At 61.9% G+C, this 22,734-nt stretch carries 21 protein-coding genes; 11 read left to right on the plus strand and 10 right to left on the minus strand.

The genetic code is table 11. From position 1 onward, the window contains the following. Window positions 1-30: 30 nt before the first annotated feature. The 9 genes from RA29_RS12535 to RA29_RS12575 all read left to right on the plus strand — a co-directional run bounded on the left by RA29_RS12535 (window position 31) and on the right by RA29_RS12575 (window position 7,924). Window positions 31-915, plus strand: a complete 885-nt coding sequence (locus RA29_RS12535; RefSeq protein WP_039686452.1) for a lysophospholipid acyltransferase family protein — start codon at window positions 31-33, stop codon at window positions 913-915. An 18-nt stretch (window positions 916-933) separates the two neighbouring features. Further along, on the plus strand, window positions 934-1,743 hold the full coding sequence (locus RA29_RS12540; protein ID WP_039686457.1) for an aspartate/glutamate racemase family protein: 810 nt from the start codon (window positions 934-936) through the stop codon (window positions 1,741-1,743). 27 nt (window positions 1,744-1,770) lie between these two features. Then, window positions 1,771-2,799: an N-acetyl-gamma-glutamyl-phosphate reductase gene (argC, locus tag RA29_RS12545; protein ID WP_039686458.1), complete on the plus strand. Its 1,029-nt coding sequence runs from the start codon at window positions 1,771-1,773 to the stop codon at window positions 2,797-2,799. Window positions 2,800-2,808: 9 nt separating this feature from the next. After that, window positions 2,809-3,252: a cytochrome c maturation protein CcmE gene (gene ccmE, locus RA29_RS12550; RefSeq protein ID WP_039686459.1), complete on the plus strand. Its 444-nt coding sequence runs from the start codon at window positions 2,809-2,811 to the stop codon at window positions 3,250-3,252. Window positions 3,253-3,327: 75 nt separating this feature from the next. Further along, window positions 3,328-3,939 (plus strand): holin-associated N-acetylmuramidase, encoded by a 612-nt coding sequence (locus tag RA29_RS12555; protein ID WP_039687756.1) that lies wholly within the window; start codon window positions 3,328-3,330, stop codon window positions 3,937-3,939. After that, window positions 3,930-4,502 (plus strand): holin family protein, encoded by a 573-nt coding sequence (locus RA29_RS12560; protein WP_039686460.1) that lies wholly within the window; start codon window positions 3,930-3,932, stop codon window positions 4,500-4,502. The genes RA29_RS12555 and RA29_RS12560 overlap by 10 nt, the downstream gene beginning before the upstream one ends. 155 nt (window positions 4,503-4,657) lie before the next feature. Beyond that, window positions 4,658-6,625, plus strand: a complete 1,968-nt coding sequence (locus tag RA29_RS12565; protein WP_039686461.1) for a heme lyase CcmF/NrfE family subunit — start codon at window positions 4,658-4,660, stop codon at window positions 6,623-6,625. Further along, window positions 6,622-7,077, plus strand: a complete 456-nt coding sequence (locus RA29_RS12570) for a cytochrome c-type biogenesis protein (protein WP_039686463.1) — start codon at window positions 6,622-6,624, stop codon at window positions 7,075-7,077. Before RA29_RS12565 ends, RA29_RS12570 begins: the two co-directional genes overlap by 4 nt. A gap of 70 nt (window positions 7,078-7,147) precedes the next feature. Then, entirely contained in the window at window positions 7,148-7,924 is a 777-nt protein-coding gene (locus tag RA29_RS12575) for an enoyl-CoA hydratase-related protein (protein ID WP_039687757.1), read from the plus strand. A gap of 56 nt (window positions 7,925-7,980) precedes the next feature. On the opposite strand, the gene RA29_RS12580 is transcribed toward RA29_RS12575, so the two are convergent. From RA29_RS12580 to gltX, 4 genes are all read right to left on the minus strand, one after another. Next, complete coding sequence (locus RA29_RS12580) at window positions 7,981-9,735, minus strand: calcium-binding protein (protein WP_039686465.1); 1,755 nt, start codon at window positions 9,733-9,735, stop codon at window positions 7,981-7,983. Between the two features lie 229 nt (window positions 9,736-9,964). Further along, window positions 9,965-10,951 (minus strand): calcium-binding protein, encoded by a 987-nt coding sequence (locus RA29_RS12585; protein ID WP_039686467.1) that lies wholly within the window; start codon window positions 10,949-10,951, stop codon window positions 9,965-9,967. Window positions 10,952-11,105: 154 nt separating this feature from the next. Further along, window positions 11,106-12,401: a citrate synthase gene (gltA, locus tag RA29_RS12590; protein ID WP_039686470.1), complete on the minus strand. Its 1,296-nt coding sequence runs from the start codon at window positions 12,399-12,401 to the stop codon at window positions 11,106-11,108. 104 nt (window positions 12,402-12,505) lie between these two features. Beyond that, the gene (gene gltX / locus RA29_RS12595) at window positions 12,506-13,906 is read right to left on the minus strand and encodes a glutamate--tRNA ligase (RefSeq protein WP_039686472.1); all 1,401 of its coding nucleotides are present in this window, start codon (window positions 13,904-13,906) and stop codon (window positions 12,506-12,508) included. Window positions 13,907-13,986: 80 nt separating this feature from the next. Between gltX and RA29_RS12600 the strand changes: the two genes are divergently transcribed. Next, window positions 13,987-16,056, plus strand: coding sequence for a ComEC/Rec2 family competence protein (locus tag RA29_RS12600; RefSeq protein WP_052249643.1), 2,070 nt, complete (start codon window positions 13,987-13,989; stop codon window positions 16,054-16,056). Between the two features lie 39 nt (window positions 16,057-16,095). On the opposite strand, the gene lexA is transcribed toward RA29_RS12600, so the two are convergent. The 6 genes from lexA to RA29_RS12630 all read right to left on the minus strand — a co-directional run bounded on the left by lexA (window position 16,096) and on the right by RA29_RS12630 (window position 20,995). Beyond that, the gene (gene lexA / locus RA29_RS12605; RefSeq protein WP_039686474.1) at window positions 16,096-16,794 is read right to left on the minus strand and encodes a transcriptional repressor LexA; all 699 of its coding nucleotides are present in this window, start codon (window positions 16,792-16,794) and stop codon (window positions 16,096-16,098) included. Window positions 16,795-16,860: 66 nt separating this feature from the next. Next, on the minus strand, window positions 16,861-18,036 hold the full coding sequence (gene glp / locus RA29_RS12610) for a gephyrin-like molybdotransferase Glp (RefSeq protein WP_039686476.1): 1,176 nt from the start codon (window positions 18,034-18,036) through the stop codon (window positions 16,861-16,863). Then, complete coding sequence (moaC, locus tag RA29_RS12615) at window positions 18,033-18,506, minus strand: cyclic pyranopterin monophosphate synthase MoaC (protein ID WP_039686478.1); 474 nt, start codon at window positions 18,504-18,506, stop codon at window positions 18,033-18,035. The genes glp and moaC overlap by 4 nt, the downstream gene beginning before the upstream one ends. Beyond that, window positions 18,507-19,322, minus strand: a complete 816-nt coding sequence (trpC, locus tag RA29_RS12620; RefSeq protein ID WP_039686480.1) for an indole-3-glycerol phosphate synthase TrpC — start codon at window positions 19,320-19,322, stop codon at window positions 18,507-18,509. A 75-nt stretch (window positions 19,323-19,397) separates the two neighbouring features. Further along, window positions 19,398-20,417, minus strand: a complete 1,020-nt coding sequence (gene trpD, locus RA29_RS12625; RefSeq protein ID WP_039686482.1) for an anthranilate phosphoribosyltransferase — start codon at window positions 20,415-20,417, stop codon at window positions 19,398-19,400. Beyond that, entirely contained in the window at window positions 20,414-20,995 is a 582-nt protein-coding gene (locus RA29_RS12630; RefSeq protein WP_039686484.1) for an aminodeoxychorismate/anthranilate synthase component II, read from the minus strand. Before RA29_RS12630 ends, trpD begins: the two co-directional genes overlap by 4 nt. A 166-nt stretch (window positions 20,996-21,161) precedes the next feature. On the opposite strand from RA29_RS12630, the gene RA29_RS12635 reads away from it, so the two are divergent. Then, on the plus strand, window positions 21,162-22,652 hold the full coding sequence (locus tag RA29_RS12635) for a divergent polysaccharide deacteylase family protein (protein WP_039686486.1): 1,491 nt from the start codon (window positions 21,162-21,164) through the stop codon (window positions 22,650-22,652). Window positions 22,653-22,734 lie beyond the last annotated feature (82 nt).

Here is a 22,734-nt window from a genome sequence, read left to right on the forward strand (position 1 = left end):
CGGAGCGCATAGAGTAGTCAGGCCACCGTTATGCACCGTCGCCAGCAGCGCGAGATCACGCGCGAGATCAGTTATTCCCATTCCGCCGAAACCAAAGGCGGGCGGGCCTTGATCCGTATATTGGAAAACACGACCGGTCGCTTGCGTTTGATCAAGCGTGCCGAGGGCTATGAGCATGAGGTTGCAGCGGGCCGCGACTTTTGGGCCGTGATGGTAGAACGCTATGGGCTGTCGCTGAACGTCGTGGGCGGGGCGCTGGAGAATATCCCGCGTGAGGGGCCATTGATCCTGATTGCGAACCACCCCTATGGCATTCTGGATGGGCTCATGATGGGGCACATCCTGTCGACCATCCGGGGGGATTTCCGGATCATGGCGAACTCGGTCTTCAAGAAGGCCGAAGAGTTGAACCGGGTACTGCTCCCGATCAGTTTTGACGACACGCGCGAAGCAATGGCGCTGAACGTGGCGACGCGCAAGGAATCTCTGCGCTATCTGGGTGATGGCGGGGCTATTGGCATCTTTCCCGGTGGGACGGTGAGCACGGCGGCCAAGCCATTCTCAAAGCCCATGGACCCGGGGTGGCGCAGCTTTACGGCGCGGATGGTGGCGAAGTCCGATGCCACCGTGGTGCCACTTTACTTCGATGGGCACACCAGCCGCCTGTTCCAGATTGCGAGCCACCTGCACAACACGCTGCGCCTTGGGCTGCTGATCAAGGAGTTCAAGAAGCGGGTTGATACACCCGTGGACGTGGTTGTGGGCGACCCGATCGGCAGGGATGTGCTGAACCCCATGGCGCAGCATCCCAAACAGATGATGGAATTCCTGCGCAAAGCCACGTATGAGCTGAACCCGAACCCGGTGAAGGTGTTTGACCTGGGATATGAGTTCGAAGAGCGGCACCGCACTTGAGGCCGCAAGAGGCACACGATGGCTGTTGGTATTTTCGATTCTGGTTTGGGCGGGCTGACCGTGCTGGACGCCGCGCAGAAGCGGTTGCCGGATGTGGATTTTATCTATCTCGCCGACAGTGCCAATGCGCCCTACGGCGTCCGGACGGCGGACAACATCTATGACCTGACCACTACGGCGGTTCAGCGGCTGTTTGATGCGGGCTGTGATCTGGTGATCTTGGCGTGCAATACGGCCTCCGCCGCGGCGCTGCGCCGGATGCAGGAGGGGTGGGTGCCCACTAATAAACGGGTGCTTGGGGTGTTTGTGCCGATGATCGAAGCACTGACCGAGCGGCAGTGGGGCGACAATTCTCCGCCTCGTGAGGTCGGTGTGCAGCATGTGGCGCTTTTTGCTACGCCTGCGACGGTCGCCTCCCGCGCGTTTCAGCGGGAGCTGGCGTTCCGGGCTATCGGTGTGGATGTTGAGGCGCAAGCTTGTGGCGGTGTTGTCGATGCCATCGAAGACGGTGACATGATCCTGGCCGACGCGTTGGTGCGGTCCCACGTGGACGCCCTTAAGCGCAAGATGCCGGAGCCGCAGGCGGCCATTCTGGGCTGTACGCACTACCCGCTGATGCAGGACGAGTTTCAGGACGCGCTGGGCGCCGATGTGGCCGTGTATTCACAGGCCGGGTTGGTGGGTGAGAGCCTTGCCGACTATCTGGAGCGTCACCCGGACAAGATGGGCGGAGGCGCGGCAGGGTTTCTGACCACGGGCAATCCCAAGACCGTCAGCCAGCGCGCCACGCAGTTCTTGCGACGACAGATCACGTTTGATGCCGCTTGATCTGACACCTTATCCAAGAAGACCGACATGACCTACAACATCGCTATTCTGGGCGCTTCCGGCTACACGGGCGCTGAACTGATCCGGCTGATTGCCGGACACTCTTCGATTGAAATCAAGGCTTTGGGGGCGTTCTCTAAGGCCGGGCAGACCGTTGCGCAGGTCTACCCGCACCTGCGCCATCTGGATCTGCCGCCGATGGTCGCCTTTGACCAGATCGACTGGGCGGGTATTGACCTGTGTTTCTGCGCGTTGCCGCACAAGACGAGCCAGGAGGTGATCTCGGGTCTGCCGCGGGATCTGCGGATCGTGGATCTGAGTGCCGATTTCAGGCTGCGCGATCCGGAGGCCTATCAGAAGTGGTACGGCAACCCGCATGCGGCGGTCGAGATGCAGGGCGAGGCCGTTTATGGCCTGACCGAGTTTTACCGTGACGAGATTGCGGGTGCGCGGCTGGTCGCGGGTACGGGCTGCAATGCTGCGACCGGTCAGTTTGCGCTGCGGCCTTTGATCGCGGCTGGGGTCATAGATCTGGATGACATCATTCTGGATTTGAAGGCCGCTGTGTCGGGCGCGGGGCGGGCGTTAAAGGAAAACCTGCTGCATGCGGAGCTGTCGGAAGGCTATCACGCTTATGCCACCGGCGGGTCGCATCGGCATCTCGGCGAGTTCGATCAGGAGTTTTCCAAGGTCGCGGGACGGGACGTGCATATCCAGTTCCAGCCGCATTTGATCCCTGCAAATAGGGGGATTTTAGGCACTGCTTACGTAAAGGGTGATGCGCATGCGGTGCTGGATACGCTTGCGTCTGCCTATCAGGCAGAGCCTTTCATCGAAGTGCTGCCCATGGGTGAGGTTCCCTCGACGCGGCATGTGCGCGGATCGAACTTTTGTCATATCGGGGTGGCCGCGGATCGGTTGCCGGGACGGACGGTTGTGGTCGCGGCCCTCGACAACTTGACCAAGGGATCGTCGGGGCAGGCGTTGCAAAATGCCAATCTGATGTTAAATATAGATGAAGTTGAGGGGCTGATGATGGCCCCGCTATTCCCATAGCAGACGTCCATGAAAAGCCTGAAGAAGCAGCGTCGGATCCAGATCATCGCCCTCGCGGCGGTGGCATTGACGGTTTCCACAGTGCTGATCGGGTACGCGATGCGAGATGGGATCAATTTCTTCCGCGCGCCAAGCCAGATCATGGCGGAGCCGCCGGGCCCGACCGAGGTGTTTCGCATTGGTGGATTGGTTGCTGAGGGTTCCCTCGTGCGTGGTGAGGGCGCGTCGATTCGATTTGAAGTGACCGACGGTGGTGCGTCTGTGCCTGTCGTCTTTACTGGCGTGCTGCCTGATCTGTTTGAGGAAAACCAGGGGATGGTGGGCACTGGCAAGTATATCGACGGCGTCTTTGAAGCCTCTGAAATCCTTGCCAAACATGATGAGACCTATATGCCGGCTGAGGTTGTGGACGCCCTGAAAGAGCAGGGCGTCTATAAGGACCCACAGACCTAGCGTACGGTCGCGTTAAGACCCGTTAACCTGCATCGCTGACGTTTTGGCCCCATGGGACACCATGAGGGTGAAGACATGCAGGATGTACGTCAGATTGCAGAAGAGATTGTGGGTCGCGAGGGCGGCTTTGTGAATGACCCGGATGATCCGGGTGGGGCCACGAATTTCGGCGTGACCATCCATACGATGCGCCGTTTGCGGCTGGATCTGGATCGGGACGGGGATGTGGACGTGCATGATGTGCGGCGTCTGACCCGAGCCCAGGCGGTGGATATCTTTGTGCTGCATTATTTTGAGCGACCGCGGATCGCTGAATTGCCCGCGCCGCTGCACGCGACCGTCTTCGACATGTATGTCAACGCAGGCGGCAGCGCGGTCAAGATCCTACAGCGGCTGCTCAACACCATGGGGCAGAGCGTGACCGTGGATGGTGCGCTTGGGCCGCAAAGTATCGGGGCGGCGCGAGCGGCCTATGCAGCGGCACCGGATCATCTGGTGGATGCCTACGGGATTGCACGGCGGAACTACTACTTCCGCATCGCCGACAACCGTCCGGCCAGTCGCAAGTACGCCCGTACGCGGGCAGGCGGCAAGGGCGGGTGGATCAGGCGGGCCGAAGAGTTCATCGCGCCCCGCTTTCACCTGACGGATGCGCAGTTTCGGGAAAGGGTTGCCGCATGGGGATGATCAACGGATTGCTGGGTCTGCTGTTTGGCGGTGACCGGAACGTGGTGCGGGACACGGTTCAGGTGTTTCGTGAGAACGCTGAAGCCGGTTCAGTTCGCGCACACGAGGTGCAGATGACGGCCATGCGCGAGTTTGGTGCAGAGTTTGCAGTGCCGCGTCAGGGATGGTTCGACCGGTTCATGGACGGGATTAACCGTTTGCCGCGTCCCGCGCTTGCCCTGGGCACATTGGGGCTGTTCGTGTCCGCTATGGCGTCGCCCCTGTGGTTTGCAGAACGGATGCAGGGGATCGCGCTGGTGCCCGAGCCGCTATGGTGGCTGCTGGGCGTGATCGTGTCGTTTTACTTCGGTGCGCGCCATCAGGTGAAGGCGCAGCAGTTTCAGCGCGAGATTGCGCAGACGATGGCGCATGTGCCGCATGTGATCGAGAATGTCGCCACCTTGCGCAAGTTGCGTCACAACGGGATTGGTGTCGCAGGAACGGAGGGCGATGCGGCTTTGACCGTTGCATCGCTTGAGCCGTCGGGTAATGCCGCGGTGGACGAGTGGCGTACCGCTGCCTGATCCAAAGGCCGCTGCGCGAAGACATGTTTTATTGGGGCTCTGCCCCAAACCCCGAAGTATTTCTGGCCAGAAGAAAGGATATTCTGGCGCTTTAGTGATGCGACATAAACGGCAGGGGCATTGGCGGAACGCGCTGAGCATCATATAAAGTCATTATGATTACAGAGCTCGGTCACTTCGCCCTCATCCTCGCCTTTCTGATTGCCATCGTGCAGACGGTTGTACCGCTTGTCGGAGCATGGCGACGAGACCCGCGATGGATGGCCGTTGCCGAGCCTGCCGCGTCGCTGCAGTTCATCCTGATCGGCTTTTCATTCGCGGCGCTCGTTTGGGCGTTTGTCGTGTCGGATTTTTCCTTGCGGTTGGTGGTGCTGAACAGTCATTCCGCGAAGCCGATGATCTACAAGATTTCCGGCACATGGGGGAACCACGAGGGCTCCATGCTGCTCTGGGTGCTGATCGTGGCACTGTTTGGGGCGATGGCGGCTTGGTTCGGGAACAATCTGCCGCCGACGCTGCGGGCCCGTGTGCTGGCGGTCCAAGGGGCTATTGGCGTGGCGTTCCTGGCTTTTATTCTGTTCACTTCGAACCCCTTCCTGCGGCTGGCTGTGCCGCCGTTTGACGGGCAGGATCTGAACCCGCTTTTGCAGGATCCCGGCTTGGCGCTTCACCCGCCCTTCCTGTATCTCGGCTATGTGGGCCTGAGCATGGCTTTCTCCTTTGCTGTGGCGGCGCTGATCGAGGGCCGTGTTGATGCCGCATGGGGCCGTTGGGTGCGGCCCTGGACACTCGCCGCTTGGGTGTTCTTGACCATCGGCATCGCGCTCGGGTCCTGGTGGGCCTATTACGAGCTGGGCTGGGGCGGTTTCTGGTTCTGGGACCCGGTCGAGAATGCGTCTTTCATGCCCTGGCTGCTGGCGGCGGCGCTGTTGCATTCGGCGATTGTGGTGGAGAAGCGCGAGAGCCTGAAGTCGTGGACCATTCTGCTCGCTATCCTTGCCTTTGGTTTCTCCTTGATCGGGACATTTATCGTGCGCTCCGGTCTGCTGACATCGGTCCACGCTTTTGCCAATGATCCAGAGCGGGGTGTGTTCATCCTGATGATCATGGGCTTTTTCATGGGCGGTGCGCTGATCCTGTTTGCCTTGCGCGCAGGTGCGATGGAGGCGCGGGGCGTGTTCAGTATGGTCAGCCGTGAAAGTGCGTTGATTGCGAACAACGTGCTGCTTGCAGTGAGCTGTTTCGTCGTCTTTGTGGGCACGATGTGGCCATTGGTGGCCGATATGTTCTTTGGCCGCACGCTGAGTGTCGGGCCGCCGTTTTTCAACATGGCCTTTACACCCTTCATGGTGATCCTCGGGCTGATCCTGCCCATCGGGGCGATGATCCCGTGGAAACGGGGGCAGGTGGCGCGTGCGGTGCGCCCTTTGCGTTACGTGTTTGTGCTGGCGCTGGCTTTTGGTGGTCTTGCTTGGGCCATGAACACCGGCAAGCCGCTGACCGGGCCGCTGGGTGCGTTCTTGGGTGCCTGGCTTGTGATGGGCGCGATGGTGGATCTCGCCTCACGCACCGGGCAGACGTTTAACTTCGGTCGGCTGTGGCGTCTGCCGCGCGCGGATTGGGGTAAGACCGTGGCCCACGCCGGGCTGGGTGTTACCATGATCGGGGTAGGCGGCCTGACTGCCTGGCAGACCGAGGATATTCGCGTCGCCCAGATCGGAGAGCAGTTCAACGTCGGCGGCTACGAGCTGACATTGGATGCGGTCGAGAATGTGGAGGGGCCGAATTACCTGTCGACCATGGCCTTTATCACCTTGTCGCAGGATGGGGACGAGATTGCGCAGCTTCGGCCCGAAAAGCGCATCTATCCCGTGGCACAGATGCCGACGACCGAAGCCGGGATCGACTATGATCTGGCGCGCGACGTCTATGTCGTGATCGGAGATGAACAGGTGAATGGCGGCTGGGCGGTGCGCACATATATCAAGCCGCTCACGAACTGGATCTGGATCGGCTGTGCGCTGATGTCCCTGGGCGGACTTCTGTCCCTGACCGACCGGCGGTTCCGTGTGGCCGTGGGGGCGCGCCGACAGTCAGGCGAAGCAGCGGTGCCCGCAGAATGAAACGATTGGCACTTCTCTTTTGGCTGGTGCTCAGCACGGCGGCGCTTGCCCTTGATCCGTCCGAAATGCTGGACGACCCTGCGCTCGAGGCGAAGGCGCGCGAGCTTGATCACGCGCTGCGGTGCGTTGTGTGTCAATCAGAGGCGGTGGCGTCGTCAAACGCGCAGTGGGCCGTGGACGCGCGCCGCGTGATCCGAGAACAGATTGCCGCCGGGCAAACGCAGGAACAGGTCGTCGACTTCTTTGTGGAGCGGTATGGCGAGTTTGTTCTGATGACCCCTCGTGTCTCCGGTTCGAACTGGATGCTGTGGGCAGCAGGACCGCTCATGTTCCTTCTCGCGATTGGGATCGGCATTGGGTACTTGCGTGGCCGCAGCCGCGCGCCCGCCGCAGCAGACACTGGTCTGAGCGAGGCAGAGACGCGACGTCTGCGCGAGATTATGGACGAGTGAACGACCTTCGGGGCTTTTCTAAACTGATCGGTTTGGTATGGAAGAGCAGACCCGAAAAAGGACACCGGCCATGAAATACGACACCCTCACCTATGAGATGGACGATGGTGCAGCGATCATCACGCTGAACCGGCCGGACAAGATGAATGCGCTGACAACGCAGATGCGGGCCGAGATTGAGGTGGCTGTCACCCACGCCGGTCGCAACGCGCGTGTGGTTGTGCTGACCGGCGCGGGTCGCGCGTTCTGTTCTGGCCAGGATCTGGGCGATCGTGCCAATGCATCCGATCTGGATCTGGAACGGACGCTGCGGGACGAATACGCGCCCATGCTGAACGCCATCGTGGAATGCCCGGTCCCGACCGTCGCTGTCGTCAACGGTGCTGCAGCCGGTGCGGGTGCGAACCTAGCGCTGGCCTGTGACGTGGTGATCGCATCCGAAAGTGCCTATTTCCTGCAAGCTTTCACGCGGATTGGCCTGATCCCGGATGCAGGGGGTACCTATGTGCTGCCGCGCACCATGGGCATGGCCAAGGCAATGGGGGCTGCGCTGTTTGCCGAGAAGATCACCGCACAGCAGGCCGATGCCTGGGGCATGATTTGGGAAGCCGTCGCCGATGACGGGTTCGAAGCGCATTGGAAAGCGCGTGTGGCGCACCTGTCGCATGGCCCGACCCAAGCCTTTGCCGCGGCCAAGCGCGTGATCCGCGCAAGCTGGGGCAATGATCTGGAACAGCAACTGGCGTCCGAGGCGGCAGAGCAGGGGGCGTGCGGCAAAAGCCGCGATTTCCGCGAGGGCGTTCTGGCCTTTGTTGAAAAGCGCAAACCCAGCTTCGAAGGGCGCTAAGCCCCAAAAGAAAACAGGCCGCGATCATCGCGGCCTGCCGTTACCACTTCCACCGCTTACAAATTCGCGTCAAAGAGTTCTGTGGCCAGCGCACTGGTCACCAGAATGTCGGCGGGCGTGAGCGTGCCCCCTGCACCAGAGACGACCGCCACTTCGGTGCCGTTCAAGAACACGCGCGCGTCATCGCCATCGGCGTCGACAGTGATTGCGGGTGTTTCGCTGCCACCTGTATCAACAATGATGATCTGATCTTCACCAACGGTGTAGTCCAGAATTTTGGCTGTCCCGACCTGATCTTCTGCACTCAGAATGGCAAAGGTGTCTTCGCCCGCACCACCGGTTGCACTGTCGATCTTGCCGACCACGAGAAGGTCAGAGCCGTTGCCCCCGTCAAGTGTGTCGCTGGAGTTGTCGTCGACGATGTCCAGCGTCTCACCAATCTCGACACCTGTCAGAGCGTCATTCAGCGTCGCACCACCCTGAATGGCTTCAAGTGCCGTGGTGCTGAGCGGATTGGCCAGAAGTTCACCACCGACCACGACGTCGTTGCCTTCGCCGCCGCTTAGCAGGTCAGCGCCTGTGCCGCCGATCACGGTGTCGCCCTGCAAGCCGCCGTTGACCTTGTCGTTGCCGTCATTGCCATCGACCCAATCAAAGCCCTGGTTGCCGGACAGGGTGTCGTCGCCACCGCGCCCTTGCAGCAGATCGTTGTCCGCATTGCCTGTGATCACGTCAAAACCGGCTTGGCCCTGCACGATGTCCGAACCGTCGCCACCGGCAATGGTGTCGTTGCCTGCACCACCTTCGATCTGATCGTTCGCGCCCAGGCCGTTGATGATCTCGTCTGCCGCTGTGCCCGCGATCTGGTCGGCGTCTTCGGTGCCGTTGATCACCGGCGTGGTGGATGGATCTTCGGGTTGCATAACGCCGATGTCGTCTGCCGATAGCGTGCCCGCCGCACCCGTGACACGCGCCAGCACTTCGCCGTCATAGCTAACCAGTGCATCATTGCCATCATCTGTGACGGTGATCGCGTCCTCATCCACGATTTCATCGGCGCGGAAATACAGCGCCAGGCTTTCGCCGTCGGGGCTGTTGAAGTCGCTGATCGTTGCAGGGCCAAGGTCGCTGTCTGCGGTGTCAGCAATGACGGCAAAGGCGTCGAGTTCGCTGCCGCCCTCTGCCACATCACCGGATCCCAAGATCATGAGGTCGGAGCCTCGGCCACCGAAAAGCTGGTCGGCGGCACCATCGTCACGCAGCTCCGCAAAGGGCGGTGTTTCGTCGGTAAAGATGTCGTTGATGGACCCACCGTCGCGCAGGATGCCCAGTTCGTCGGTTGTCAGGGGATCTTCGTTGAACTCGCCACCGACGACCACGTCGTTGCCGCTGCGACCGTCTACGGTGTCTTCACCCTTGCCGCCAATCACCACGTCCGAGCCGCCGCCGCCGCGCACCAGATCCGCGCCATCGTTGCCATCGACCCAGTCATCGCCGGAGAAGCCCTGAACCGTGTCATTGTCGCCGCGGCCTTGCAGCGCATCGCTACCTTCGCCGCCGATGATCAGATCGTCGCCATTCAGGCCCTGAATGACGTCATTTCCGCCAGGACCGCCGTCCAGCGTGTCGTCTCCCAGCAAGCCGATGATGTCATCGTCGCCCTCGCCACCTACGAGGTTGTCGTCGCCAATGGTGCCAATCAGCAATTGGCTACCGTCATCTGCCGCCTGCGACGTTGTTTCATCTGTGTCATCGTCCGTGACGAAGCCGCTGGTGAGCAGGGCAGGAAAGAGTGAAAGAAGAAAAAGCATGACGCCCCCCCCCCAGGACGTACGTTTCAATCATCAATGAATTGAAACGAGTGTCCGCGCCGGTCGATTTCAAGTCAATGCGCAGCCGCTAAATGCAACCAGCGCAAGAAAAAATCGGCGCCCGGGTACGGCACTGTCAACCGTGCCGGGACAATGCTGCGCGCTGCGGTAGAACTGGCCACAGCGCGCAGCCACAGATACGTCAGGCGGTTGGGTAGAGGATGCTGACCTAGAGCCCGTTGAGCGTGCCGATGTCGCCCGATTCGATCTGACCCGCTGCTCCGACCAGGATCGAGATGGGTTGTCCATTGACGGAAATGACGGCGTCACCGTCTTCGTTCGTGACATCAATACTCACCGGATCCCCATCGACTTGCTCCGGTGTCAGCAAGACCAGCAAGGCATCTTCGGTGCCGTTGAAATCCGTGATCGTGCTCGGCCCGCTTTCGGATTCTGCTGCTTCCGCCATGGCAAAGAAAACGTCTGCGCCCGCGCCGCCCGTTCCCACATCACCCGCGCCCAAAACCAGGTCGTCGTTGCCGTCACCACCGTTCAAAACATCCGCCGCGTTGTCGTCTTCCAGTGGAATGACGCTTTCGGCAGTGAGGTTCAGGATGCTTGCCAGCGTTTCGGTGCCGTCGCGCAGCGCTTCCAGGTTTTCGGTGGACAGCGGCGTGCCAGGAACCTCGCCGCCGATCAGCAGATCGTTGTTGCCGCCGCCATCCAGCGTGTCGGCGCCCGCACCGCCCAAAAGCGTGTCCGTATCAAACCCACCGCCTATGGAGTCGTCCCCGTCGTTCCCTTCAATCCAGTCAGCCCCAAGGCTGCCACGCAGCGTGTCATCGCCACCGCGGCCCTGTACGAAGTCGTCGCCCTTGCCTGCGGCGACGAGGTCATCTCCGCCTCCCGCTACGATGATGTCATCGTCTGCTTGTCCCAGGATGCTGTCATTGCCTGCATTGCCTTCCAGCAGGTCTTCACCGGGGCCGCCCTCAAGCGTGTCGGCGGACCCGCCGCCGGTCAGCGTGTCGTTGCCTTCGCCGCCGATCAGCAGGTCGGTGCCGACGGTCCCTTCGAAGTTGTTATCCTCATCGTCGCCTTCGCGTACGATCCCTTCAGGCTCTGTCGGATTGTCAGACCCACCATCATCATCATCGAAGACACTTACCACAAGACCGACGCCCAGAAGCGCCAGCAACGCAATTCCAATACCCATGTCCAATTCTCCGCTTGGATTTTAGATATTCGTCTACCCAGACGCGAAAGCGCGTCAAGTGTGACGTGGCGATTGTGGACGGTTGGGAAACGGTGACCGGGATCAGGTCGGATTGAAACGAGAAACCCCCGCTTTTCGCGGGGGTCCATCAGGTTCAGCGCTTTTCGATATCGACGTAGTCGCGGGCTGTTTCACCCAAGTAAAGCTGACGCGGGCGTCCGATCTTGTTCTGTGGATCGGCGATCATTTCTTTCCACTGCGAAATCCAGCCGACAGTGCGTGACAGTGCAAAGATGGGCGTGAACATCGAGGTCGGGAAGCCCATCGCCTCAAGGATGATGCCCGAATAGAAGTCGACATTCGGGAACAGTTTCTTCTCTGCGAAATACGGATCTTCGAGCGCCTGCTTTTCCAGCTCCTTGGCCACCTGCAGAACAGGGTTGTTTTCGACTCCAAGCAGCTCCAGAACCTCATCAGCGGACTGCTTCATGACCGTCGCGCGCGGGTCGAAGTTCTTGTAGACGCGGTGGCCGAAGCCCATCAGGCGGAATGGATCGTCCTTGTCCTTTGCTCGCGCGATGAATTCGGGGATGCGGTCGACGCTGCCGATTTCCTTGAGCATCTCTAGGCAAGCCTGGTTCGCACCACCATGCGCGGGCCCCCAGAGGCAGGCGATGCCAGCGGCGATACAAGCAAACGGATTGGCACCCGAGGATGACGCCAGACGCACGGTCGAGGTCGAGGCGTTCTGCTCGTGATCCGCGTGCAGCGTAAAGATGCGGTCCATCGCGCGGCTGAGGATGGGGTTGACCTCGTAATCCTCGGCCGGGACAGCAAAGCACATGCGCAGGAAGTTCGACGCATAGTCCAGATCGTTGCGCGGATAAACGAAGGGCTGCCCGATCGAATACTTGTAAGCCCAAGCCGCGATCGTCGGCATCTTGGCGATCAGGCGGTGCGAGGCGATCTCGCGCTGGTGTTCGTCGGAGATGTCGGTGCTGTCGTGATAGAACGCTGACATCGCGCCAACCACGCCGACCATGATGGCCATGGGGTGCGCGTCGCGGCGGAACCCGCGGAAGAAGTTCTGCATCTGCTCATGCAGCATCGTGTGCAGCGTGATCGTGCTCTCGAATTCTTCCAGCTGCGCAGCCGTTGGCAGAACACCGTAAAGCAGCAGGTAACACACTTCCAGATAGTGGGACTTTTCCGCCAATTGGTCGATCGGATAGCCGCGGTGCAAAAGCACACCTTGGCCGCCGTCGATGTAAGTGATGGTGCTGTCGCAGCTTGCGGTCGAGGTGAAGCCGGGATCGTAGGTGAAAACACCCGCTTGGCCGTAGAGTTTGCGGATGTCCAGCACATCAGGGCCCGCAGTGGGCGAGTGGATGGGCAGGTCGTAGCTGTCGTCACCAATGGTCAGGGTTGCGGATTTTTGGGTATCGGCCATCAGGGTCGTTCCTTTCGTCGCGTGGCGGGCGTGTCCGCCTGGGCTCACGGAAACTTCGCGTGCCCCTCGTTAGACTGCGCACCATGAACGATTTATGAACCGCGTCAGGTGGCAGCGTCCTCAAGCCTGGCAAGGGTTTCGTCACGCCCCAGCACCAGCATCATGTCAAAGACCGAAGGCGTGACTGATCGACCCGCGAGGGCGGCCCGAAGCGGGCCCGCCAGCTTGCCGAATTTTGTATCCTGTGCGGCAGCAAAGTCGTTCAGGACAGCCTCCAAACTGTCCCGCGACCAAGTAACGGTTTGCAACTGCGGCGTCAATTGCGTCAGTATACCACGGGATACCGTATCAAGCGCTTTTGAGGCCTTTTCATCCGGTGTGACAGGGCGGCTCGTCAGCACAAATCGCGCTTTTTCAAGGAGTTCCGGCAGTGTCTTCGCGCGCTCTTTCACAAATGGAAGGGTGGCGAGCAGCCCATCTTTCTGTGATTGTTTCAAAGGTTTTTCGCCCGCAGCGGCCAAATACGCCTCGATTTCCTGCTGCAATGCAGCGTCATCGGCCTGTGCAATGTGCTGTCCGCTCAGGTTTTCGAGCTTTTTGACATCGAACCGCGCGGGGCTTTTGCCGATCCCGTTCAGGTCGAACCAGTCGCGCGCCTGTGCATCGGTAAAGAATTCGTCGTCCCCGTGGCTCCACCCGAGGCGGGCCAGGTAGTTCCGCATCCCCGCCGCCGGGTAACCCATGACTTGGTATTCCTGCGCCCCAAGCGCGCCGTGCCGCTTTGACAGCTTCTTGCCGTCGGGGCCGTGGATCAACGGGATATGCGCCCAGACGGGCACATCCCAGCCCATGGCACTGTAAATCATCATCTGCCGCGCGGCATTGTTCAGATGGTCGTCGCCTCGGATCACATGGGTGACGCCCATATCGTAGTCATCAACCACCACGGCCAGCATGTAGACGGGCGTGCCATCGGCCCGCAGCAGAACCATGTCGTCAAGCTGGTCGTTGCGGATGGTCACATCGCCCTGCACTTCGTCCTTGATCACCGTGGCACCATCCTGCGGGGCCTTGATCCGCACGACAAAAGGCGCGTCAGGGTAGGTCGACGGATCCGCATCGCGCCATGGCGAGCGGAAGAGGGTCGATTTGCCTTCGGCCCGCGCAGCCTCACGAAATGCGGCGATCTCATCCTGCGTTGAAAAGCATTTGTAAGCCTTGCCTTCGGCGAGCAGCTGATGTGCTACTTCGGCGTGCCGGTCAGCACGCTCAAACTGGCTGATTGCTTCCCCGTCATGGTCGAGGCCCAGCCAGGCCATGCCGTCGAAAATGGCCTGCGTCGCTTCTGGGGTGGAGCGGGCGCGATCCGTATCCTCGATCCTGAGCAGGAAGGTGCCGCCGCGGCCACGGGCATAAAGCCAGTTGAACAGCGCCGTACGCGCGCTGCCGATATGCAGGAACCCTGTGGGCGAGGGGGCGAAACGGGTGACAACGGGCTTGGACATGGGACGGATTTACCTTTGCTTAACCACGAAGGGTCTACGGTTTGCGCTCCTGATACTCACCGCGCGCGAGAGGGGCAAGCATGGGGCTGCGGCATGCAATGCTGATCCAGCGCGGGCACCTGTTTGGCTGGTGTCCGGTGGGTATGGCGTGCGGGATCGCTCTCTTCTTCGGGCTGAAGTTCGAGCCCTCCACCGCCATGATTACCATCATTGGCACCGTTGGCGCGCTTATCGCCATCGGCTCCCGGCGTATGGGTGAGTTGATTTCGCCCATCTTCGTCTTTGCCGCCATGATCGCGCTCGGCTTCTTCTTGGCAGGGTGGCGGTCGCATTCGGTCGCGGGGCCCGTACTCGATTGGCGGTACTATGGCCCAGTCGAGGGGCGGATCGTGGGCATGGACCGCAGCGCGTCGGACGCCGTGCGGCTGACCCTTGATCATGTCAAACTGGACCGCGTGGCCCCTGCGGACACGCCAACGCGGGTGCGTATTTCGCTCCATGGCGACAGTGCCATTGGCGTCGCGCCCGAGCCGGGGCTGCGCGTGATGACGACCGCGCATCTGGGCCCGCCCGGCGGCCCGGTCGAGCCGGGCGGCTTCGACTTCCAGCGCCACGCTTGGTTCGCGGAGCTTGGGGCGGTGGGCTACACCCGTGTGCCGCTGGTCGCCATAAGCGTGGCGGAGTTTGATCTGCGCCAGACGATCTTTCGCATCCGCATGACCGTATCGGCCCATGTGCAAGCCGCTTTGCCCGGCGATGTCGGCGGCTTTGCAGCGGCAGTGACCACGGGTGACCGCAGCGGGATCAGTCAGGACGCGCTAGAGGACTTGCGCGCCTCGAACACCGCCCACTTGCTTGCCATTTCCGGGCTGCATATGGGTCTTCTGTCGGGCTTCGTCTTTGGCCTCCTGCGTCTCCTTTTTGCGCTGATTCCCCATGTCGCGCTGCATTGGCCCGCGCGCAAACTGGCAGCGTTCGGTGCCTTGATCGCTGCGGCCGTGTACCTCGCCTTGTCAGGCGGAAATGTCGCCACCGAACGCGCCTTTGTCATGGTGGCGGTGGCGCTTTGCGCGATCCTCGTCAACAGGCGGGCCATCAGCCTGCGTGCGGTCGCCATGGCTGCCATCATCGTCTTGACCTTGCAGCCTGAGGCATTGATGGGGCCGGGCTTCCAGATGTCCTTTGCCGCAACTACGGCGCTTGTGGCCGTATTCGGCTGGATCAGGGATATGGAGTGGACGCTGGGTCCCAAATGGCTGCAACCGGTGGTCGGTGTCGTCATCTCGTCCGCCGTCGCCGGGTTGGCGACAGCGCCCATCGGGGCCGCGCATTTCAACACGATGGCGCATTACGGGCTGATCGCGAACCTCGCGAGCGTGCCGCTGATGGGCGTTCTGGTCATCCCGGCGGCTGTGCTGGCCCTTGTGCTTGCGCCGGTGGGCCTCGACATCATCGGGTTATGGCTGATGGGGGCGGGTTTGCGCTGGATCCTCTGGGTGGCCGACATGGTGTCCGGGCTCGATGGGGCGCAAGGCTATGTGGCCGGGCCAAGTGCCGTTGTTCTGCCCCTGATCGCCATGGGTATGCTCTTTGTAATTCTATGGCAGGGGCGCGCGCGTTTTGCGGGTGTGCTGCCCGTGATCCTGGGCCTTGCACTGTGGCAGTCCGGATCACGTCCGCATGTCTTGATTGCGGACACAGGCGGCCTCGTCGGTCTGATGACCGAGCACGGGCGCGCACTCAGCAGACCCAAGGGGGCAGGGTTTGTCGCGCGCAACTGGCTTGAGAATGACGGGGAGGGGATTGATCAGGCCACGGCGGCCGAGCGTTGGGACAGCGCGCATCTGGTGCAGATCATCCACCTCAGCGGCAAGCGGGCGGCTGCGGGTTTCACCGGATGTACCAAGGGAGAGATCGTTGTCAGCAATACTGATCTTGCAGACGCAGATGACATGCCATGTCTCGTCCTGACACCCACCTTGCTGCGGCGCACCGGTGCCATTGCGATTGTAGGTGATGCAGACAAGTTGAGAATACGAACCGCGCGGGACAGTGCGGGGGATCGCATGTGGTCGGGCTGGGCAAAGTCATCTGCGCCAGAGGTCGGTTTCGACAGCCTGCAACTGCAGCAGCTTGCACAGAAAAAGTAAGGCGGACCCGTGGTCCGCCCTGTTCATTGCATGATGTGATCAGTAGGTTCGGATCAGCCCGACCAGACGGCCCTGCACCTTGACCTGACCCACCGGGAACACACGGGTTTCATAGGCCGGGTTCGCGGCTTCCAGCGCAATCGTATCGCCCTTGCGCATGTAGCGTTTCAGCGTCGCCTCGTGATCCTCGACCAACGCGACAACGATGTCGCCATTGTCGGCAGAGGATGTTTCGCGGATTACCACCACATCGCCGTCATTGATGCCCGCGTCGATCATCGAATCGCCCTTGACCTCAAGCGCATAGTGATCGCCCTGGCCCGACAGCATCTGCCCCGGCACAGCCACCGAATGGGATACCTCGGAAATAGCAGAGATTGGTACACCGGCCGCAATCCGGCCCATCACGGGCAGCTCGACAGCATGCGTCGCCTCGACCGGTCGGGCAGAGGCGGGGGGAGGCATGTCCGGCTTGTCGCCGTCGATCACCTTGGGTTGGAAACCGCTGGGCGCGCCGCCCAGGCTTTCTGGCAGGCGTACAACTTCGATGGCCCGCGCCCGATGGGCGAGACGGCGGATGAACCCACGCTCCTCCAGCGCCGTGATCAGCCGGTGAATGCCGGATTTGGAGCGCAGGTCGAGCGCTTCCTTCATCTCGTCAAAGCTGGGCGGCACGCCGTCCCGTTGAACCCGTTTGTGAATGAATTCCAGCAGATCAAGCTGCTTTTTGGTCAGCACTGTTCGTCCTCCAAACCCTGTTGGTTTGGGTTTGTTCTATGGACGTTCTCGTTTTGTGTCAACTCCTTAGGTCAGCGGGACCACATCGACCACATCTCCGGTCGCACGTGCCGGGTCGCTTGAGGGACGCACGATCAGGGCGTTGGCATTGGCAAGCACGCTCAAAAGCGAGCTGTCTTGTAGCCCTGCATCGGCCACTTTGCCGTCTTTCATCAAAGCGCGCATATAGTGCTCACGCGGGCCGTTGGCGGCCAGAGGTGCTGAAAGAGGCATCTGAACACGCGGCGCGGCTTCCTGACCCAGCCCTTGCATCGCCCGGATCATCGGCGTCAGGAACACCGTTCCACACACCATCGCAGATACAGGGTTGCCGGGCAGCCCGACAATTGGAACACCATTCAAGCGCCCAGCCATCAGCGGTTTGCCGGGCCGCATAGCTACCTTGTAGAAACTGCGGTCCATTCCCAATTCGCCCGCGACATGTCCCACCAGATCGTGGTCGCCCACGGACGCACCGCCGATGGTGACGATCAGATCGGCACCTTGGGTGAGACCGAAAACAGTTGTCAACGACACCGCGCTGTCGCGCGCGATGGGCAACAATCGAGGCTCTGCACCAACGCGGCGCAACATGGCAGCAAGGCCGAAGCTGTTCGACGCGATGATCTGGTCCGGGCCGGGGTCTTCGCCGGGCATGACCAGCTCATCCCCCGTGGCAATCAGCGCAACCACTGGTTTGCGTCGGACGGGGACGGTTGCGACGTTCATCGAGGCGAGCAGGGCGATGTCGGCGGGCGCCAGGATGCGCGGCGCGTCCAGCGTGTCGCCCGCTTCAAAGTCGATGCCAGCCGGCCGGATGTTGTCCTTGGACCCCGGCTCATCCGTGATGGTGATCAGATCGCCGCTGCGGGTGACATCTTCTTGGATTACGACCTTGTCGGCGCCATCGGGCACAGGGGCACCGGTGAAGATGCGCACGGCCTGACCCGCACCAACGGTGCCGGACCAACCATGACCTGCCGCCGCTTCGCCCACTACCTTAAACTGTGCATGCAGGTCCGCCTCGACGCCTTTAAGCGCATAGCCGTCCATTGAAGAGGCCGCGAAAGGCGGCTGTGTCCTGCGCGCCGCCACCGGTTCGGCCAACACGCGGCCATCCGCCTCGAGCAGCGGCACATGTTCGACCGGCATCTCGTCTGCGAGGGCAAAGAGATGGCTCAGCGCCTCTGCAACCGTGATCATGTCGCCTCGTAACGCCCTGATTTGCCGCCATCTTTGAGCACAACACGCAGGCCGCCGATCTCGATGCCCTTGTCGACAGCCTTGACCATGTCATGCACCGTCAGCGCGGCGGTCGAGGCGGCGGTCAGCGCCTCCATCTCCACCCCGGTCTGGCCTGTGGTCTTGACTGTCGCGGTGATGCGCAGGCCGGGCAGCTCGGCATCAGGCTCCAGATCGACGGATACCTTGGTGATGGGCAGCGGGTGACAGAGCGGGATCAGGTCGGCGGTACGCTTGGCGCCCATGATGCCTGCAAGGCGGGCGACACCGATGACATCCCCTTTCTTGGCGCGACCTTCAGTAATGGTTTCAAAGGTTTCGCGCTTCATTTTTACGAAAGCTTCGGCCACGGCGATACGGTCGGTGACATCCTTGTCGGACACATCCACCATATGGGCCGCACCCTGATCATCGAAATGCGTTAGACCCATCTACATGCCTCCCCCGGATGTGAGCGGATTGGCCAGCAGCGCCCGTGTGGCGGCCGCCACATCGTCCTGCCGCATCAGGCTTTCACCGATCAGGAAGGTGCGCGCGCCGTACATCGCCAGATCCGCCAGATCCTCGGGCGTGTTCAGCCCGCTTTCGGCGACGATCGTGCGATCGGCTGGCACCTGTTTTGACAGGGTGCGGGTCGTGTCCAGCGTGACCTCGAATGTCTTCAGATTGCGGTTGTTGATCCCCATCAGCGGGCTTTTGAGAGCCGTGGCGCGGGCCAACTCGTCCGCATCATGGACCTCCAGCAGCACGTCCATGCCCCACTCGAATGCGGCTTCCTCCAGCTCATGCGCCTGCGCATCGCTGACCGACGCCATGATGATCAGGATGCAATCGGCCCCCAGCGCGCGGGCCTCGGCCACCTGGTAGGTGTCGTACATGAAATCCTTGCGCAAGGCGGGCAGGGCACATGCGTCGCGGGCCTGGGTCAAGAAGTCCTTGGCCCCCTGAAAGCTGGGCGTATCTGTTAGCACCGACAGGCAGGTCGCACCACCGTCTTCATAGGCCTTGGCGAGCGTCGCAGGATCAAAATCCTCGCGGATCAGACCCTTGGATGGGCTGGCCTTTTTGATTTCGGCAATCAGGCCATATGCCTCGCGGTTCGCCATCTGCAGCGCTTGAGCAAAGGGTCGAACGGGGGAGGCTTCGCGCGCTTCGGCCTCCACCGCCTCAAGCGGCTTGGCCGCCTTGTCGGCGGCCACCTCTTCGAGCTTGTAGGCTTTGATCTTGTCGAGGATCGTATCTGTCATCTGTCGCGCTGTGTTTGGCGGCGGAACCGGGGGCCAGCCCCCGGACCCCCGGGATTTTTTGAAACAGAGAAGGGACTAGGCCGCACTCTGGGTGATGTCTGCTACCGCTTTGATCTTAGCCTTTGCGGCGCCGCTGTCGATGCTTTCGGCGGCGAGGGCGACCCCGTCCTGTAGCGTGTCGGCACGGCCTGCGATGTTCAGGGCGGCGGCGGAGTTCAGCAATACCGCATCGCGATAGGCGCCGGGCGCGCCATCAAGCAATGCGGCAAAGGCTTGGGCATTCTCTTCGGGTGTGCCACCGACAATCGCCTCGAACGGGTGGGTCGGCAGACCTGCCTTTTCCGGGTGCACCTCGAAATCGGTGACGGCCCCATTTTCAAGGGCTGAGACCCAGGACACCCCGGTGATCGTCAACTCGTCCGTGCCGTCCGATCCGTGCACGAGCCACGCGGCGTCGGAGCCGAGCTGCGCCAACGTCTCTGCCATCGGCCGGATCAGGTCGCGGGAAAAGGCGCCGGTGAGCTGGCGTTTGACCCCGGCGGGATTGGTGAGCGGCCCGAGGATATTGAAGATCGTGCGCGTGCCCAACTCGGCCCGCGTGGGCATCACATGCGCAATCGCAGGGTGGTGCATGGGCGCCATCATGAAGCCGATGCCAGCGCCCTCAAGCGCCTGTTCAACAACCTCTGCACCGACCATGACATTGATGCCCATCTGGGTCAGCGCGTCTGCGGCACCTGATTTGGAACTGAGGTTGCGGTTGCCGTGCTTGGCGACGGTCACGCCAGCACCTGCCACGACAAAGGCCGTCGCGGTCGAGATGTTCAGCGTGCCCTTGCCATCGCCACCGGTGCCCACGATGTCCATCGCCCCCTCGGGCGCTTTGACCTTGTTGCACTTGGCGCGCATGACGGCAGCGGCGGCTGCATATTCGTCAACTGTCTCGCCGCGCGTGCGCAGCGCCATGAGCAAACCACCGATCTGGCTGGGGGTCGCTTCGCCGTCAAACAGGATTTGAAACGCTGCCTCCGCCTGATCCCGGCTGAGCGGTCCATTGGCTGCGGCGTCAATCAGTGGCTTCAGCGCGTCACTCATGCCGTCACCGGCATCAGGTCGAGGAAGTTTTTCAGCATCGCGTGCCCATGTTCCGATCGAATGGATTCGGGATGGAACTGCACGCCGTGAATGGGCAACTCTTTGTGCGCGAGGCCCATGATGGTGCCATCCTCAAGCGCGCCAGTGACTTCCAGCGCGTCCGGTAGGCTGTCCCGGTCGACGATTAGCGAATGATAGCGCGTCGCCTCGAAGGGCGTGGGCAAGTCCTTGAACACCGACGCGCCATCGTGATGCATCGTGCCCATCTTGCCATGCACGATCTCGCCCGCCCGCACTACCTTGCCGCCGAAAACCTGCCCGATGGTCTGATGTCCGAGGCACACGCCCATCAGTGGCGTGCGTGTCTCGGCTGCGGCTTCGGTGAGTGCAAGACAGATGCCCGCCTGATCCGGCACACCGGGCCCTGGCGAGAGCAGAATGCCATCAGGCTTGAGCGCCATCGCCTCCTGCACGTCCAATGCGTCGTTGCGATAGACATGCACATCTGCGCCCAACTCGCCCAGATAGTGCACGAGGTTGTAGGTAAAACTGTCGTAATTGTCGATCAGCAGCAGCATGGGCGTATTCGATGTTCCAAGGGCGCGCGATGGCCGGTATAGTTGCGCCTACATGTTCAGGCTTGCCCGCCAGCGTCAAGGGGCGGGCAGGGCCGGAACAACGAGAAGAGCAGGCGGCGGCACATCGCAAAGCGGGGCCGCAGCGCGACAGGCAAAGAGGTCACATATGGCACGGGGTTTTCTGAGCGGCATTTTGTGGGGCGGCGTCGTCAGCGTTGCGGGGGCCGCGGCTTTGTCCATCGCCAGCGACAGCCCGACAGGGCCAGACGCCGTGGTGCTTGCACCGCAAGGCGCAGATGCACCCCAGACCGGCACCGGTGAGACGCCCCAAACGATAGGTGACGCTGACCTTGTGCGCGACGGGGATGTACCGCAGGTCGGCAGCCCCGAACCTGACGATGTCACAGCCGCCGAAGCCGCCGGGGCCGACACTCCGACCGTTCCGCAGACAGGGGATGCGGAGGATCTCAGCACACCCGCTGATGCAGACGATGGCGCGCGCATTGCCGTGGACAGCACCGCCCCCGCCCAACCCAGCGTTCAGGGCGATGCGCCAACCGCACCGACGGACGAGACAGAGCTTTCCATTTCCACTGATCCCGCGCAGCCGCCAGCTCCGGATGTCCCGGATGCACCCAGTGCATTTTCCGAAGAAGCGTCCGTCGTGCCTGATGGCACAGACACACCCGGTGCCGAAGCGCCAGCGCCTGCCGCACCAGGAACCACGCCTGCGCCGCAAGCGCCCGAAGTGGCCGACAGCCCGGTTGCAGTCGAACCGGACCCTGCACCCGAACAGACCCAGGACCGCACCGCTGGCTTACCTTCCGCCCTCGATCCTGCAACCGACACCGATCGGCCCAGCATCGGACGACCGGCCACATCGCTCATCGACCGGGACACGGCACCGGACGACACGACCGAAGCCGCGCCAACGGAAACGGCCGAGGTCACACCGGCTGGCCCACCGATGGAGGCGTTTGCGGCCCCCTTCGAAAATCCCGAAGACAAGCCGCTGATGTCGATTGTCCTGATCGACAACGGCGCGGACCTCACGGGTGGCACCGTTGGCCTCGCCGCCTTGCAAAGCTTTCCCTATCCGCTGTCCTTCGCCGTCAACGCATCCCTTCCCGATGCGGCGGAACGCGCCGCTGAATACAGGGGGCAGGGGTTCGAGGTGGCGGTTCTGCTCGACATGCCAACGGGCGCCACGGCCGCTGATGCAGAGGTGACGCTGTCCGCTGCCATCGACGCGGTGCCACAGGCGGTCGCGGTGATGGAGGGCACCGGCATCGGCCTGCAAGAAAGCCGCGACGTGTCGGACCAGGTGGCAGCTGCGGTGCTCGCCTCCGGCCACGGTCTCGTTCTTCAGTCCAAAGGGCTGAACACTGCGCAAAAACTCGCTGCGCGCGAGGGCGTGCCTGCGGGCCTGATCTTCCGCGACTTCGACAGTGCCGGACAAACGCCAACCGTGATCCGGCGCTTTCTGGATCAGGCCGCCTTCCGTGCCGGGCAAGAGGGGGCGGTGATCATGGTCGGTCGCGTGCAGCCCGATACAATCTCGGCCCTGCTGCTCTGGGGCTTGCAGGACCGGGCCGAACGTGTCGCCCTGTCGCCCGTCTCAGCCGCGCTGAAAACGCTGGCGGAACAGCCGGAATAACGGGGGCAACGGCCCGGGGTACTGCCCAGTCGAACCTCAAACAGCGACCAACGGTGTTTGCCGCTACGCAGGCCGGTCCGAA

This window comes from Tateyamaria sp. ANG-S1, assembly GCF_000814025.1.
Taxonomy (GTDB): Bacteria; Pseudomonadota; Alphaproteobacteria; order Rhodobacterales; family Rhodobacteraceae; genus Tateyamaria.